This window comes from Streptomyces sp. NPDC051310, from assembly GCF_044455245.1.
In the GTDB taxonomy this organism is placed as follows: domain Bacteria; phylum Actinomycetota; class Actinomycetes; order Streptomycetales; family Streptomycetaceae; genus Streptomyces.
Map to the genome: position 1 here is coordinate 143,311 of NZ_JBITEO010000011.1, position 14,928 is coordinate 158,238.

Consider the following 14,928-nt stretch of genomic DNA (forward strand, 5'->3'; position numbering starts at 1 on the left):
TTTTCACGGCCTACACGCGAACATCGCACGACCTCCGCATGGCTCCGTGCACCCGCGCGCCCCTTTTCATCCTGTCCGGGGGGACATTCACTTGAGACGCAGCATTTCCATCGCCCTGTGCACCTCGGTCGTGCTGGGCGCTCTGTCGCTGCCGGCGGGCACCGCTTTCGCCGCCTCCGGCGAGGCGGTCGTCGGTGCGGTCGAGGGCCACCGGGGCGGCCTCGGCCACCTCTTCGTCGACAACCTGAGGACCGACAGCGACGTGTCGGCCATCCGGGCGGTCGTCCACCGTCCCGGCGAGGACGTCGCCGTCGAGACGGTCGGCGACTTCGCGCTCGTCGAGGGCGACCGGAAGACCGGCGACTGGCGCACTGGGCGTGAGGTCAGGCTGGAGATCACCGGCCGGTTCTCCGTCGACCTCGTCGTCACGGAGACCGACGGCGACGAGACGACCTTCAAGGACGCCGGTACCTACGACTACACGGCGAAGAAGGTCATCGACGGCTTCGACGTCGACAACCTCAACCCCACGCTGGACAACCGGGCGTTCACCGCGTCCGGCCGGGTCGTGGAGTGGCAGCCGGTCACCCACGAGCGCACGCCGGTCGCCGGCGCGGCCGTCACCGTCAAGTACGGCGACACGTACGGCGTCTTCGGCGACACGAACGCCAAGGGCGAGTTCCGGTACGCGTTCAACGCGAGCGCCTCCGGCGCCAGGACGGCGGTCAGGGCGTTCTCCCAGGGCGCGGAGCCCAGCGAGGTCAGGACGGTCGCCCCCGTGCCGACCTCCGGCCGCATCACCCTGACGCCCGCGACCCCCGTCCTCACCGGCAAGGTGGGCGATCGGGTCACCGTGCGCGGCACCGCCGAGTACCGCGGCGCGGACGGCACCTGGAAGCCGCTCCGCGACGCCCGCGTCCACATGACCGGCACCAGTACTCCGGTCAGGGCGTACACGGCCGCCGACGGCTCCTTCGCCTTCAAGCAGACCATCCCGGGCGGCAGCGTCACGTCCGACCAGGTGCACCTGTACTACGGCGAGTGGCTCACCAACAAGCCGGCCGGCGACATCACCTACCGCAGGGTGGGCGTCACCTCGATCCACGACTTCTCGGTCTCGCTGGACGCGTACGCGCGGCTGACGGTGAACGGCCAGGTCGCCATCCGGGACGCGGCGCTGCCGCACCGCAACGTCGACCTGCAGTGGTCCCGCACCGGACGCGACGGCTGGGTGAAGGTCACCACCCTCCGGCTCGACGGAGGCAGTTCCTTCACGGCCACCGTCCCGGCCCCGCCGACCGGCTACTACCGCGCGGTCTACAAGAACACCGCCTTCGTCACCGGATCCGTCGGCCCCGTGCTGTACGCGGGCCGCGCCGAGACCCGCATCAAGGACTTCAACGCCTCGCCGGAGCCGGTCCGCAAGGGCGGCACGATCACCGTCACCGGGACGCTGCTGCACCGCACTCCGGAATGGAAGGCGTACGGCGGCAAGCCGGTGCTGATCCTGTTCCGGCCCAAGGCCAGTGAGCAGTGGTACCTCATGACCGAGGTGAAGTCGGCCGCCAACGGCACCTTCCGGAAGAACTTCCGCGAGGTCGGGGACGGTTCGTGGGTGGCCGTGCACGCGTACCCGAACAGCAAGCACCTGGTGAGCGCGAGCACCGAGGACTACGTCGACGTCAAGTGACGCCGACCGCCCGATCGTTGCGTAGGCGTTCCGGGGGCGGGTACCCGGAACGCCTACGGAATGGACGAGGAGGCGGAAATCATGGGCCTGGGTGGCTGCATCTTGCTCATCGGGGTGGGTGCGATCCTCACCTTCGCGACCGACTGGGAGGCCCAGGGCGTCAACCTGGACGTCGTGGGGCTGATCCTCATGGCCGTCGGCATCCTCGGCGTCGTGGCGTTCACCAGCATCTACCGCCGCCGCCGGGCGATCGTGACACCGGTGGCCGACCCCGTGGTCGATCCCCGGGACGACCGGCGCGCGCTCTGATCGTCCGGACGCCGCCGGTCACCGGTTGCGAAACATCCGCGAAAGGCCGGACCTGACACGGTGTCCGGCATGGTTCTGCTGGGAGGGGACGACGCCCTGACACGGCACCGCGGGCCGGGGCGGCGGACGGTGCTGAGCGCCGGGGCCGCGGCCCTGGCGGTGCTGCTGGGCGCGACCGCGTACGCGATCGACGCGTACCACGAACGACCGCCCTGGGGCTCGGACATCGCGTACGAGGCCGGGTACGTCCTGGGCTCGCGGGTGCGCCACCACGACGTGCGCGGGGAGCGCGTGCGCGCGCTGCTCGACGGGGGCTGTGCCCGGATGGAGGCCCAGGGCCTCGGCGGGCGGAAGGCCACCCACAACCCCGCGCTGTGGGTGGCCGGCTGCCTGGACGGCGCGGCGGGCCGGCCGTCCGCGCACCAGGGCCTCGCCTACTGAATCGTGATGGCCTTCCTGGCGGGCCCGCGCCCCCTTATGCGCCGTCGGCGTCCAGCCCCGCCAGGATGAGCGGCAGCCGCGCGGCCCCGCCCTCCGTGATCCTCACCGGTACGCCCCAGTCCTGCTGGTGCACGTGGCAGGCCGGGTACTCGTTGGCCGGGTCGTCGTCGCAGGAGGCGGCCATCGCCGAGACGTGCAGCACGCCCTCGGTGACGTCCGGGCCGAGCGTCAGCTCCCGCGACAGGTCCGTACCGGTGCCCGAACCGGCGGCGAGCAGCTCCGGCGGGGTGGAGGACACCAGCAGGCGGGTCGACGGGCCGTACCGCTCGTCCAGCTTCTGGCCGGTCGGCGCGCGGAAGACCACGTCCAGCCGCAGGGTGCCGGGCGCGATTTCGGTGGCCTCGCGCTGCGTGCGGTGGGCCACCGCCTCCACCTGCACGGCCTCCTCGGGCAGCCGCAGCCGCGTCAGCCGGTGGCGGGCGGACTCGACGACGACGATGTCCTCGCCGGCGAGCACCGCGTCGCTCGGCTCGCGCAGATCGGTGGCGAGGGTCGTGACCTGGCCGGAGGCGGGGTCGTAGCGGCGCAGGGCGTGGTTGTACGTGTCCGAGACGGCGACGGAGCCGTCGGGCAGGGCGGTGACGCCCAGCGGGTGCTGGAGCAGCGCCTGGCCGGCCTCGCCGTCGCGGTGGCCGAAGTCGAACAGGCCGGTGCCGACCGCCGTGTGCACGGTGCCAGCGGTGTCGATCCAGCGCACGGCGCTGGTCTCGGAGTCCGCGATCCACAGCCGGTCCCCGGCCGCCGCGAGCCCGGACGGCTGGGCGAACCAGGCGTCGGCGGCGGGTCCGTCGACCAGCCCCTCGTTGGTGGTGCCGGCGGCCACCCGCACGGTGTCCCGCTCGGGGTCGTACGCCCACAGCTGGTGGACGCCCGCCATGGCGATCCACACCTCGCCCTGCCACCAGGCGACGTCCCAGGGGGACGAGAGCGCCACCTCGCGGGCGGGCCCCGAGGTGGGGGAGCCCTGCCACCACTGCGTACCGGTGCCGGCGAGGGTGGAGACCTCGCCGGTGGTGAGGTCCAGGCCGCGCAGGGCGTGGTTGACGGTGTCGGCGACGACGACCCGCCCCTCGGGGAGGAGCGCGAGGCCCTGGGGCTCGTTGAAGCGCGCCTCGTCGGCCTTGCCGTCGGCGAGGCCGCGTTCGCCCGAGCCGTAGCGGCGTACGACGGTCTCGCCGTCCGCGGCCAGCTCGACCAGCTGGTGGCGGGTGGTATCGGAGACCAGGAGGTTGCCGCTGTCCAGCAGCAGGGCCTTGCCGGGGAAGCGCAGATGGGTGGCGACGGGCTCGGGCGGGACGTACGGGCCGTCGCCGCGCCGCAGGGTGCCCTTGGCCTCGTGCTCGGCCTCCAGCTCCTCGACGAGCGTCGCGATGGCCGTGGCGTGGCCCTCGCCCGCGTGCTGGGCGACGACGTACCCCTCGGGGTCGATGACGACGAGCGTCGGCCAGGCCCGCACGGCGTACTGCTTCCACGTGGCGAGCTCGGGGTCGTCGAGGACGGGGTGGTGCACCCCGTACCGCTCGACGGCGTCGACGACGGCCTGGTGGTCGGCCTCGTGCACGAACTTCGGCGAGTGCACGCCGACGATCACCACGGTGTCCCGGTGCTTCTCCTCCAGCTCGCGCAGCTCGTCCAGGACGTGGAGGCAGTTGATGCAGCAGAACGTCCAGAAGTCGAGGATCAGGACGCGGCCGCGGAAGTCGGCGAGCGTCAGGTCCTTGCCACCCGTGTTGAGCCAGCCGCCCTTGCCGATCAGCTCGGGGGCACGGACACGGGCACGGCGGCGGGGCTCGGGCGCGGGGGTGGGCACCGGGGCGGCATCGTTCATGGTTCAAGCTTGCCATCCCGGCCGGAACGCCGGATCACGGGCGGGCGGGCGGTCGCTACGCGGCGGGACGGATGACGGGAGGCGGGCGGTACGCCGGCGGGGCGGGCGGTGCGCCGGCGGGACGGGCTACGGGCGCAGGTCCACGGACAGGTGCGGGGAGAGCGCCCGGAGGAAGTCCGCCGCGTCGAAGATCTCGCCGGCGGAGGCGACCCCCGCCGTCCTGGTCCGCCCGGTGAGGATGCGGTCGACGGCTTCCACCGCGAGCGGCGCGGTGACGGCGTAGATGTCCCGCCCCCTGGCCACGGCGCGCCGCTCCGCGCCGCCGCGGCGCACGACGGCGTCCACGAGGAAGGTCTGCGCGGACCGCCCGTGCTCGTCGGCCGCGGTGGGCGCCGGGGTGTCCGGGGCCGTCAGGTCCCTGGCGGCCTCGACCGTCATGTAGGTGCGCACCTCCGGGACGGCCAGGTGGCTTGGCACGGTGACGACGTCGGCCATGGTGAACTCGCCGAGGACGTCCCGGGGTCCCATCGGGTCGGGGAAGGGCCAGGTGAGGGCCGGCATGGCGTCGTGGACGTACTCCAGCCGCCCGTTCGCGTAGCGGACGCGCCGGCCGTCCCGCCGCTGCCGGGACACCGCGCCGGCGACGCGCGTGCCGGGGGTGGGGTGCCAGCTGTTCAGCCCGTAGGCGACGTGCGCCTCGTCCGCCGCCGTCCAGTCGCCCATCGCGGCGGTGACGAGCAGGTCGCCGAGGCCGCCGTAGAAGGCCATCGCCGGGACGATCACCGCTCCCGCGGCGCGGGCGCGGTCCGTGAAGTGCGTGAACGTGTCGAGGTTGGCCTCTATCTCCGCCGCCACGTCCACGTACGGGATCCCGGCGCGCAGGGCCGCCTCGATCACGGGGGCGGCCGTCGTGGCGAAGGGTCCGGCGCAGTTGATCACGGCCGCCGCACCGGCCAGCGCGCGGTCGAGCGAGGCCGGGTCGCCGACCGCCGCCGGGCGGGCGTCGAGGCCGGACGACGCGGACGCCAGGGCGGCCAGCTTGCCGGCGTCGCGGCCGGAGAGGACCGGGACGAACCCGCGTTCCCGCAGCTGCGCCACCACGAAGCGCCCGGTGTGCCCGTACGCGCCGTACACCGCCACCGTCTGTCCCGTTCCCATGGGTTCTCCCCCGCACTCGATGTCCCTCGCGCTGTCGTGACCATCCTGTCGAGCCGCGGCACCGGCCACGAGTGTCCGGAACGACATGACCCGTACAATTCCGGACGTGGCCTCCGTCGCTCTGGCCGTCACCGACGGCATGCTGCACTTCGAACTGTCCCTGGCCTGCGAGGTCTTCGGGTCGGCCCCGGCGAGCGTGCCCGGACCCTGGTACGACCTCGCCGTCTGCGGGCCGGACGCCGTACGGGTCGACCGGTTCCTCCTGGAGCCCGACCACGGCCTCGACCGGCTCCGGGACGCCGGCACCGTGATCGTCCCGGGCTGGGCCGACATCGACCGGGAGCCGCCCGCCGATCTGCTCGACGCGGTGCGCGCGGCCCACGCGGCAGGGGCGCGCGTGGCCTCCCTGTGCACGGGCGCGTTCGTGCTGGCCGCCGCCGGCCTGCTGGACGGCAGGCGGGCGACGACGCACTGGGCGCACACCGCGGAACTGGCCGCCCGCCACCCCGGGGTACGGGTGGACCCGGACGTGCTCTACGTGGACGAGGGCAGCGTGCTCACCTCCGCCGGCAAGGCCGCCGCCATGGACCTGTGCCTCCACCTGGTCCGCCTCGACCACGGGTCGGCGACCGCCAACGCCGTCGCCCGCCGCCTGGTCGTGCCGCCGCACCGGGACGGCGGCCAGGCGCAGTTCGTCACCACCCCGGTGCCCGCCCCGGACAACCATCCGCTCGCGGCGCTGTTCCCGCGGGTGCTCGAACGGCTCGACCAGCCGCTGACCGTGGAGGACCTGGCCCGGCAGGCCCGCATGAGCTCGCGCCATCTGGGCCGCCACTTCCGGTCGGTGACCGGCACCACCCCGCTGCAGTGGCTGCTGACGCAGCGGATCCGCCACGCCCAGGAGTTGCTGGAGACCACCGGCGACAGCGTGGACACCATCGCGGCGGCCACCGGCATGGGCACCGCCACGACGCTGCGGCGGCACTTCAACCGCACGGTCGGCGTGCCGCCGGACACCTACCGCCGCACGTTCCGCGCGCGGGCCCTGCCCGGCCCGGACGACAGCCCGTTCAACGGCCCGGACGACAAGCCGGACCACGACTCCGGCAACGGCCCGGACGGCGGCCTCGGCAACGGCCCGGGCCATGCTCCCGGCAACGGTCCGGTGCGGCCCGCCGTCAGCGGCGCGGCGGCGGCGTCCCGAGGAGACGGTCCTTCAGGACCGGGAACTGCTCCCGGGTGGTGGCGACCTTCCGCGGGTCCAGCTCGACCGTGAGGACCTCCTCCTCCGGGCCCGCCTCCGCGAGGACCTCGCCCCACGGGTCGACCACGATGCTGTGGCCGGCCTGCTCCACGCCCGCGTGGGTGCCCGCGGTGCCGCAGCCGAGGACGTACGCCTGGTTCTCGACGGCACGCGCACGGGTCAGCAGCGTCCAGTGGTCACGGCGCCGGGCGGGCCAGCCGGCCGGGATGACCAGGGCGAGCGCCCCGGCGTCGACCAGGCCGCGGAAGAGCTCGGGGAACCGCAGGTCGTAGCAGGTGGCGATGCCGAGGGGCAGCTCCGGGACCGGGACGGTGACGAGGTCGGTGCCCGCCGCCATCATCACGGCCTCGCCCGTGTCGAAGCCGAAGCGGTGGATCTTCCGGTAGGTCGCGGCCAGTTCCCCGGAGGGGGAGAAGACGAGCGCGGTGTTGTAGAGCGACCCGTCGGGGGCGCGCTCCACGACCGAGCCCGCGTGCAGCCACACGCCCGCCTCCGCCGCGGCCTTCGCCATCGCCTCGCACGTCGGGCCGCCGGGCACCCGCTCCGCCTCGGCCTCGTACGCGTCGTACGCGAACGCGCCCACGGGCCACAGCTCGGGCAGGACGACCAGATCGGCGGTCCCGCGCTGTCCGGCCACCAGCGAAGCGGCGCGCGCACGGCGGGAATCGGGAGATTCGTCCGGGTCTACTGCGATCTGGATCAGTGAGGCGCGCACACTACCACCGCCCTGGCATTCAAGTCGTCAACACGGGCCTACGATCGTCACACGAAAGCACTGCCGGGGTGCCTCACGGCAGCGTAACTTAACTGCCACAGCACCCAGCCCGCCCGCGTACCGACCGTCCGAGGGGTCCCGTGACCGTCCATCCCAGCCTCCAGACCTACGCCGACGCCTGGACCCACTCCATCGAAGCGATATCCGAGCTGGTGCAGCCGCTCGTCGAGGGGGAGTGGAACCGTGCCACGCCCTGCCCGGGCTGGTCCGTGCGCGACATCGTGTCGCACGTCATCGGCATGGAGTGCGAGATGCTGGGCGACCCCCGCCCGATCCACACCCTCCCCCGCGACCTGTTCCACGTGCGCGGCGAGTTCGCGCGCTACATGGAGGTGCAGGTCGACGCGCGGCGCCACCACACCGGTCCGGAGATGACCGCCGAGCTGGAGTACGTCCTGATCCGCCGCGCCCGCCAGCTGCGCAACGAGAACCGCTCCCCCGACACCCTGGTCCGCGCGCCGCTCGGGGCCGAGCAGTCGCTCGAACTGGCCTACCGGATGCGTGCCTTCGACGTGTGGGTGCACGAGCAGGACCTGCGCACCGCGCTCGGCAAGCCCGGCAACCTCGACTCGCCGGGCGCGTACGTCGCCCGCGACACCTTCCTGCACGTCCTGCCGAAGGTCGTCGCCAAGGACGCGGGCGCCCCGCCGAACACCGCGGTCGTCGTCGACGTGCACGGGCCGGTGGAGTTCCTGCGCACGGTACGGGTCGACGCGAACGGCCACGGCACGATCGACGGCGCGCCGTCCCTGGGCCCCGCGGTGACCATCGCCGTGGACTGGGAGACGTACGTGCGCCTGGCCTGCGGCCGGGTGCGGCCGGCGGCCGTGGCCGACCGCCTGAAGGTCGATGGCGACCAGGAGCTCGCGGACGCGATCCTCGCGAACTTCGCCGTGACGCCGTAGCCGCCGCGGGAGCGGCCCGGGGCCGGGTGACGTCCGCGGCAGGGTCCGGCGCATGACGCCGATGGCCCGCGGCAGGGTCGCACCGCCCGATCACCCCGCCGGGTCACAGCACCGGGCCGCAGCGCCCGGTCACAGCACCGGTACGCACCGCCCGGTCACACCGCCGGTACGTGCACGGCCTCGACCCTGCTCGCCACCAGCCGCTCGCGCTCCAGCCGCGCCGTGCGCGCCCGCAGCCGGAGGATCCGGGTGATGCCCAGGGCCTGCAGCACGAAGACGGACGAGAAGGCGATCCGGTAGTCGTCGCCGGTCGCGTCCAGCAGCACGCCGACGGCGAGCAGGGTGGCCATCGAGGCGGTGAAGCCGCCCATGTTGACGATTCCGGACGCCGTGCCCTGGCGCTCCGGCGGGTTCGCCGGCCGGGCGAAGTCGAAGCCGATCATCGAGGCGGGGCCGCACGCGCCGAGGACGACGCACAGGGCGGCCAGCAGCCACATCGGGGCCCGCGCGCCCGGATGGGCGAGGGTGGCCGCCCACAGGACCGCCGTCGCGGCGACCGTGCCGAGGGCGAGCGGCGCCCGCGCCCCGTGATGGCGGGCGATGAGCTGTCCGAAGGCCAGGCCGAAGACCAGGTTGGCGAGCACCACCAGCGTCAGCAGGTCACCGGCCGCGCCCCGGGACAGGCCCTGGTCCTCGACGAGGAACGGCAGGCCCCACAGCAGCAGGAACACCATCGCGGGGAACTGGGTGGTGAAGTGCACCCACATGCCGAGCCGGGTGCCCGGCTCGCGCCACGAGCGGGCGATCTGGCGGCGGACGAACGCCGCGCCCGCGTGGCGCACGGGCTCCGGCGCGTACCCCTCGGGGTGGTCCTTCAGGAAGAGCAGGAGCAGCACCAGGACGACGGCACCGGCCGCCGCGCTGCCGGCGAAGGTCTGCGTCCAGCCCAGCCCGTCCAGCATCCGGGCGACGACCATCGTCGAGACGAGGTTGCCGAGGACCCCGAAGAGCCCGGCGATCTGCGCGACCAGCGGTCCGCGGCGGGCGGGGAACCAGCGGGTGCCCAGCCGCAGGACGGAGATGAACGTCATCGCGTCGCCGCAGCCGAGCAGCGCGCGGGAGGCGAGGGCCGTGCCGTACGAGGGGGAGAGGGCGAAGCCGAGCTGGCCCGCGGTGAACAGCACCACGCCGAGGGTGAGGACCTTCTTGGTGCCGAGCCGGTCGACCATCAGGCCGACGGGTATCTGCATGCCCGCGTAGACGAGCAGCTGGAGTATGGAGAACGTGGAGAGGGCGGAGGCGTTGATGGCGAAGCGGTCGGCGGCGTCGAGCCCGGCGACGCCCAGGGACGTGCGGAAGATGACGGCGACGAAGTAGACGCTGACGCCGACGCCCCACACGAGGACGGCGCGGCGCCCGCCGGGGGGATCGGACGGCGCGGTGGCCCGGCTCACCGGTCCTCCCCCCGGACCAGCACCTTCACCCGGCTGACGTGCCGGTGCACGCACTGCGCGGCGCCCTCGGCGTCACCGGCGCGCAGGGCGTCGAGGATCTCGGCGTGCTCGGCGATGTTCTTGGCGATGCGGTCGGGGTGGGCCTCCATGACGGCGACGCCCATCCGCAGCTGGCGGTCGCGCATCTGGTCGTACAGGCGCGACAGGATCTCGTTGCCGGCGTGGCGCACGATCTCGGCGTGGAAGCTGCGGTCGGTGACGGCGACGGCCGCCAGATCGCCGTCCCCGGCGTGCCGGCGCTGCTCCTCCAGCAGTGCCTCCAGCCGCTCGATGAGCCGCGCCGGCGCCGGTACGGCCCTGCGGACCGCGAACTCCTCGACGAGCAGGCGGGTTTCGACGACGTCGGTGATCTCCTGTGCGGAGACGGCGAGGACGAGGGCGCCCTTCTTGGGGTAGAGCTTCAGCAGCCCTTCCATCTCCAGCTTGAGCAGCGCCTCGCGCACCGGTGTGCGGGAGACCCCGACGGCCTCGGCGAGCTCGCCCTCGGTGAGGAGGGTGCCGCCCTGGTAGCGGCGGTCGAGGACGGCCTGTTTGACGTGGGTGTAGACACGGTCGGCTGCGGCGGGGGCGGAAGGCATGAACACAGCATAGATACAACAGCTGTACCGGAGAGAGGCCCGTCCCGGCATGTGGGACGGGCCTCGCTCAGAGGGGTGTCACGCCCAGGTGATGAGCCTCTTCGGCTGCTCCAGGACCGCGGCGACGTCCGCGAGGACCTTGGAGCCGAGCTCGCCGTCGACCAGGCGGTGGTCGAAGGAGAGGGCCAGCGTGGTCACCTGGCGGGGCTTCACCTTGCCCTTGTGGACCCACGGCTGGGGCTTGATGGCTCCGACCGCGAGGATCGCCGACTCGCCCGGGTTGAGGATCGGCGTACCGGTGTCGACGCCGAAGACGCCGACGTTGGTGATGGTCACCGTGCCGCCCTGCATGGCCGCGGGGGTCGTCTTCCCCTCGCGGGCCGTGGCCACCAGCTCCGACAGGGCCTGGGAGAGCTCCGGCAGGGTCTTGGCGTGCGCGTCCTTGATGTTCGGCACGATCAGACCGCGCGGCGTGGCGGCCGCGATGCCGAGGTTCACGTAGTGCTTGACCACGATCTCCTGGGCGGCCTCGTCCCAGGAGGCGTTGATCCCCGGGTTGCGCCGGATCGCCACCAGCAGCGCCTTGGCGACGAGGAGCAGCGGGTTCACCCGGAGCCCGGCCATGTCCTTGTCGGACTTGAGCTCCTCGACGAGCCGCATGGTGCGGGTGACGTCGACCGTGACGAACTCGGTGACGTGCGGTGCGGTGAAGGCGGACCCGACCATCGCCTGGGCGGTGGCCTTGCGGACCCCCTTGATGGGGATGCGGGTCTCGCGGGCCCCGCCCGCCACGACGGCCTCTGGCTGCTGCTGCGGCTCGGGCTGCGGTGCCGCGGCCGGTACCGGTACCGCGGCGGGAGCGGCGATCGACGCGGCGGCGAGCGAGACGGCCGCGTGGACGTCCTCGCGGGTGACGATCCCGTCGGGCCCGGTCGGCGTCACCGTCGCCAGGTCGACCCCCAGGTCCTTCGCCAGCTTGCGCACGGGCGGCTTGGCGAGCGGGCGCGGACCGGCGGGGGCACCGGCCGGGGCGACGGCCGTGGGAGCGGCGGGGGCGGCCTGGGCGGCCGTCGCCGTGCCCGCGCGGCCGTTCAGCTCGCCCTGGAGGGCGGCGGCGGCCGGCTGCGCGGCGGCTGGCTGCTTGCGCGGGCGGCGCTTGGTGGACGTCGCCGCCACGCCGTAGCCCACCAGGACGGGCTGGCGTCCCTGCGGCTCGGCCTCGCCGGCGGAGTCCTTGGCGGCGGGCTCCTCGGCCGCGGGCTGCGCGGTCTGCGGCTGCTCGGCGGCAGCCCCGGGGGCCACGTCCACCGAGATGATCACCTCGCCGACGTCGACGGTCGTGCCCTCGGGGAAGCGCAGCTCGTGGACGACCCCGTCGTACGGGATCGGCAGTTCGACGGCCGCCTTGGCGGTCTCCACCTCGCAGACGACCTGCCCGTCGGTGACGGTGTCACCGGGCTGGACGTACCACTTGAGGATCTCGGCCTCGGTGAGGCCTTCGCCCACGTCCGGCATCTTGAAGTCGCGGATCACAGCGGGCCTCCTCAGTACGCGAGCGAGCGGTCGACGGCGTCGAGCACCCGGTCGAGGCCCGGCAGGTACTCCTCTTCGAGCCGGGCCGGCGGATACGGCGCGTGGTAACCGCCCACCCGCAGGACCGGCGCCTCCAGGTGGTAGAAGCACCGCTCCGTGATGCGAGCGGCGATCTCGGCACCCGAACCGAAGAACACCGGCGCCTCGTGGACGACCACGAGCCGGCCCGTCTTCTCCACGGACGCCTGCACGCTGTCGAAGTCGATCGGGGAGATCGACCGCAGGTCCACGACCTCGACCGACCGGCCCTCCTCGGCGGCGACCGCGGCCGCCTCCAGGCAGACCTTCACCATCGGCCCGTACGCGACGAGCGTCAGGTCGGTGCCCTCGCGCACCGTGCGGGCGCGGTGCAGCTCACCCGGGATGGCCTCGGTGTCGACCTCGCCCTTGTCCCAGTAGCGCCGCTTGGGCTCGAAGAAGATCACCGGGTCGTCGCTCTGGATGGCCTGCTGCAGCATCCAGTACGCGTCGGACGCGTCCGACGGCGAGACGATCTTCAGACCGGCGACGTGTGCGAAGAGCGACTCGGGCGACTCGCTGTGGTGCTCGACGGCGCCGATGCCGCCGCCGTACGGAATGCGGATGACGACCGGCATCTTGACCTTGCCGAGCGCACGGGCGTGCATCTTGGCGAGCTGCGTGACGATCTGGTCGTACGCCGGGAAGACGAAGCCGTCGAACTGGATCTCGGCGACCGGGCGGTAGCCGCGCAGGGCGAGGCCGATGGCGGTGCCGATGATGCCGGATTCGGCCAGCGGGGTGTCGATGACCCGCTCCTCGCCGAAGTCCTTCTGCAGTCCGTCGGTGATGCGGAAGACGCCGCCGAGCTTGCCGACGTCCTCACCCATGATGACGACCTTGGGGTCGTTCTCGAGCGCCGTGCGCAGCGACTCGTTGAGCGCCTTGGCGAGCGGGAGTTTCTGAACAGCCATGGTTACTTGACCTCGCCATCCGCGTCGGCGAACGACGCCTGGTAGGCGGCGAACTGCGCGCGCTCCTCATCGACGAGCGCGTGCCCGTCGGCGTACACATTGTCGAAGATCGCCAGGTGGTCGGGGTCGGGCATGGACCGGACCGCCTCGCGGACGCGCTTGCCGAGGCTCTCGCTCTCCGCCTCGAGCTCCTCGAACCACGCGGCGTCGGCGTGCCCCAGCTTCTCCAGGTGGGTCCGCAGCCGCAGGATCGGGTCCTTGGCCTCCCACGCCGCGCGCTCGTCGTCGTGGCGGTAGCGGGTGGGGTCGTCGGACGTGGTGTGCGCGCCCATGCGGTACGTGAACGCCTCGACGAGCGTCGGGCCCTCGCCGCGCCGGGCCCGCTCCAGGGCCGACCGGGTGACGGCGAGGCAGGCGAGGACGTCGTTGCCGTCGACGCGGATGCCGGGGAAACCGAAGCCCTGCGCGCGCTGGTAGAGCGGGACGCGGGTCTGGCGCTCGGTGGGCTCGCTGATCGCCCACTGGTTGTTCTGGCAGAAGAAGACGACCGGGGCGTTGTAGACCGCGGAGAACGTGAACGCCTCGGCGACGTCGCCCTGGCTGGACGCGCCGTCGCCGAAGTAGGCGATCACCGCGCTGTCCGCGCCGTCCTTGGCCACGCCCATGGCGTACCCGGTGGCGTGCAGGGTCTGCGATCCGATGACGATCGTGTACAGGTGGAAATTGTTGCTGTTCGGGTCCCAGCCGCCGTGGTTCACACCGCGGAACATTCCGAGCAGATTGGCCGGGTCCACACCGCGGCACCAGGCGACTCCGTGCTCACGGTACGTGGGGAAAACGTAGTCGTCGTCGCGCAGCGCGCGGCCGGAGCCGATCTGCGCGGCCTCCTGGCCGAGGAGCGAGGCCCACAGGCCGAGCTCGCCCTGACGCTGGAGGGACGTGGCCTCCGCGTCGAAGCGCCGGGTCAGCACCATGTCGCGGTACAGGCCGCGGAGCTCTTCGGGGCTGAGGTCGATGTCGTACTCGGGGTGCTGGACGCGCTCACCCTCGGGCGTCAGCAGCTGTACGAGCTGAGGCTCCTTGGCGCTCGCGCTCGCGCTGGTGCGCTTACTGCTGCGACGCGGCTTGCGCGCGGCAGTGCCTTCCACGGTCACGTGCGTGCTCCTCCGTCTGTCCGGCCCCCGGGGTCCGCCGGGCGCTGGGGTTCCCCCTGCTCGTTTCGTCCGAGCGCGGGAGAGCGGCTCCGCCTGTCTCCGTACGCGTGCACGGGGTGGGTGCCCTCGGCCGGGAACAGGCGTGACAGGTGCCCCGGCGAGCACCCCGTCAAAGGCACGTTACCCAGTGCGCCGCATTACTGCGAAACCCCATTTGACCTGCGATTTTGCTTGGATTTCCAAGTAAATCGAGAAATGCGGGGACGACGAACGGAACTGCACTGGTCACAGCCTTGTGGGCCGCCGGAACACCGGCACGTTATCCCGCTGACCCGGCGCACGGGAAGACTTCGTATGTCGCAGTCATTCCGTGCGCGAAGACGGAAATATCACTGTTTTTCTCTTGGATGGCCATGAAGTCGTGCGCCGCGCGGTGCGCGACCCGCTCCCCGTCGGGCCCACCCCCGCGATCTCCGGCGCGGCGGGCACGGCGACAGATGCGCTGGTCAGGATCCCTGCGCCCCCTCGGGCGGCGCCGCCGCGGCCCCCGGCCGCCCGACGGCAGCGGGGCGGGGGTGCGCCGGGAGTCCGGCCCCTGGACGATTCCATCAAATGTCCGCTGCTTTCCCGTACGCGGACGCCGAGGCGCTCCGCGAGGCGGTCAGGGCGCGCGGGCGGGGCTGCGTGCCGGGGCCCCGCGGGCGGGCACGGCGGACACGCTGAGTGA

The 14,928-nt window shown here is 72.9% G+C and carries 12 protein-coding genes and 1 pseudogene; 5 read left to right on the plus strand and 8 right to left on the minus strand.

Annotated elements, in window-relative coordinates:
* The first annotated feature begins 91 nt into the window (after nucleotides 1-91).
* The 3 genes from ACIA79_RS18285 to ACIA79_RS18295 all read left to right on the plus strand — a co-directional run bounded on the left by ACIA79_RS18285 (nucleotide 92) and on the right by ACIA79_RS18295 (nucleotide 2,440).
* A complete protein-coding gene (locus ACIA79_RS18285) occupies nucleotides 92-1,690 on the plus strand; it encodes a hypothetical protein (RefSeq protein WP_399429318.1) in 1,599 nt (532 codons plus the stop codon).
* Nucleotides 1,691-1,771: 81 nt separating this feature from the next.
* A complete protein-coding gene (locus tag ACIA79_RS18290) occupies nucleotides 1,772-1,999 on the plus strand; it encodes a DUF6458 family protein (protein ID WP_399429319.1) in 228 nt (75 codons plus the stop codon).
* Between the two features lie 69 nt (nucleotides 2,000-2,068).
* Nucleotides 2,069-2,440 (plus strand): hypothetical protein, encoded by a 372-nt coding sequence (locus ACIA79_RS18295; protein ID WP_399429320.1) that lies wholly within the window; start codon nucleotides 2,069-2,071, stop codon nucleotides 2,438-2,440.
* Nucleotides 2,441-2,474: 34 nt separating this feature from the next.
* On the opposite strand, the gene ACIA79_RS18300 is transcribed toward ACIA79_RS18295, so the two are convergent.
* Nucleotides 2,475-4,328, minus strand: a complete 1,854-nt coding sequence (locus tag ACIA79_RS18300) for an NHL domain-containing thioredoxin family protein (protein WP_399429321.1) — start codon at nucleotides 4,326-4,328, stop codon at nucleotides 2,475-2,477.
* A 126-nt stretch (nucleotides 4,329-4,454) separates the two neighbouring features.
* Nucleotides 4,455-5,486, minus strand: a complete 1,032-nt coding sequence (locus ACIA79_RS18305) for a saccharopine dehydrogenase family protein (RefSeq protein ID WP_399429322.1) — start codon at nucleotides 5,484-5,486, stop codon at nucleotides 4,455-4,457.
* A 106-nt stretch (nucleotides 5,487-5,592) separates the two neighbouring features.
* Here ACIA79_RS18305 and ACIA79_RS18310 point away from each other — a divergent pair.
* Nucleotides 5,593-6,543, plus strand: a pseudogene (locus tag ACIA79_RS18310) (helix-turn-helix domain-containing protein); the annotation flags it as partial.
* 121 nt (nucleotides 6,544-6,664) lie between these two features.
* Here the strand turns inward: ACIA79_RS18310 and ACIA79_RS18315 are convergent.
* Nucleotides 6,665-7,465 (minus strand): carbon-nitrogen family hydrolase, encoded by an 801-nt coding sequence (locus ACIA79_RS18315; RefSeq protein ID WP_399429323.1) that lies wholly within the window; start codon nucleotides 7,463-7,465, stop codon nucleotides 6,665-6,667.
* Nucleotides 7,466-7,605: 140 nt separating this feature from the next.
* On the opposite strand from ACIA79_RS18315, the gene ACIA79_RS18320 reads away from it, so the two are divergent.
* Nucleotides 7,606-8,430 carry a maleylpyruvate isomerase family mycothiol-dependent enzyme gene (locus ACIA79_RS18320; protein WP_399429325.1) on the plus strand — a complete coding sequence of 275 codons (825 nt, stop codon included), beginning with the start codon at nucleotides 7,606-7,608 and terminating at the stop codon, nucleotides 8,428-8,430.
* 155 nt (nucleotides 8,431-8,585) lie between these two features.
* Here ACIA79_RS18320 and ACIA79_RS18325 read toward each other — a convergent pair whose 3' ends face one another.
* From ACIA79_RS18325 to pdhA, 5 genes are all read right to left on the minus strand, one after another.
* A complete protein-coding gene (locus ACIA79_RS18325; RefSeq protein ID WP_399429326.1) occupies nucleotides 8,586-9,884 on the minus strand; it encodes a nitrate/nitrite transporter in 1,299 nt (432 codons plus the stop codon).
* Entirely contained in the window at nucleotides 9,881-10,522 is a 642-nt protein-coding gene (locus ACIA79_RS18330) for a GntR family transcriptional regulator (RefSeq protein ID WP_399429327.1), read from the minus strand. Before ACIA79_RS18330 ends, ACIA79_RS18325 begins: the two co-directional genes overlap by 4 nt.
* Nucleotides 10,523-10,600: 78 nt before the next feature.
* A complete protein-coding gene (locus ACIA79_RS18335; RefSeq protein ID WP_399429423.1) occupies nucleotides 10,601-12,037 on the minus strand; it encodes a dihydrolipoamide acetyltransferase family protein in 1,437 nt (478 codons plus the stop codon).
* 29 nt (nucleotides 12,038-12,066) lie between these two features.
* A complete protein-coding gene (locus tag ACIA79_RS18340; protein ID WP_399429328.1) occupies nucleotides 12,067-13,047 on the minus strand; it encodes an alpha-ketoacid dehydrogenase subunit beta in 981 nt (326 codons plus the stop codon).
* Nucleotides 13,048-13,049: 2 nt separating this feature from the next.
* Complete coding sequence (gene pdhA / locus ACIA79_RS18345; RefSeq protein WP_399429329.1) at nucleotides 13,050-14,201, minus strand: pyruvate dehydrogenase (acetyl-transferring) E1 component subunit alpha; 1,152 nt, start codon at nucleotides 14,199-14,201, stop codon at nucleotides 13,050-13,052.
* Between the last annotated feature and the right edge of the window lie 727 nt (nucleotides 14,202-14,928).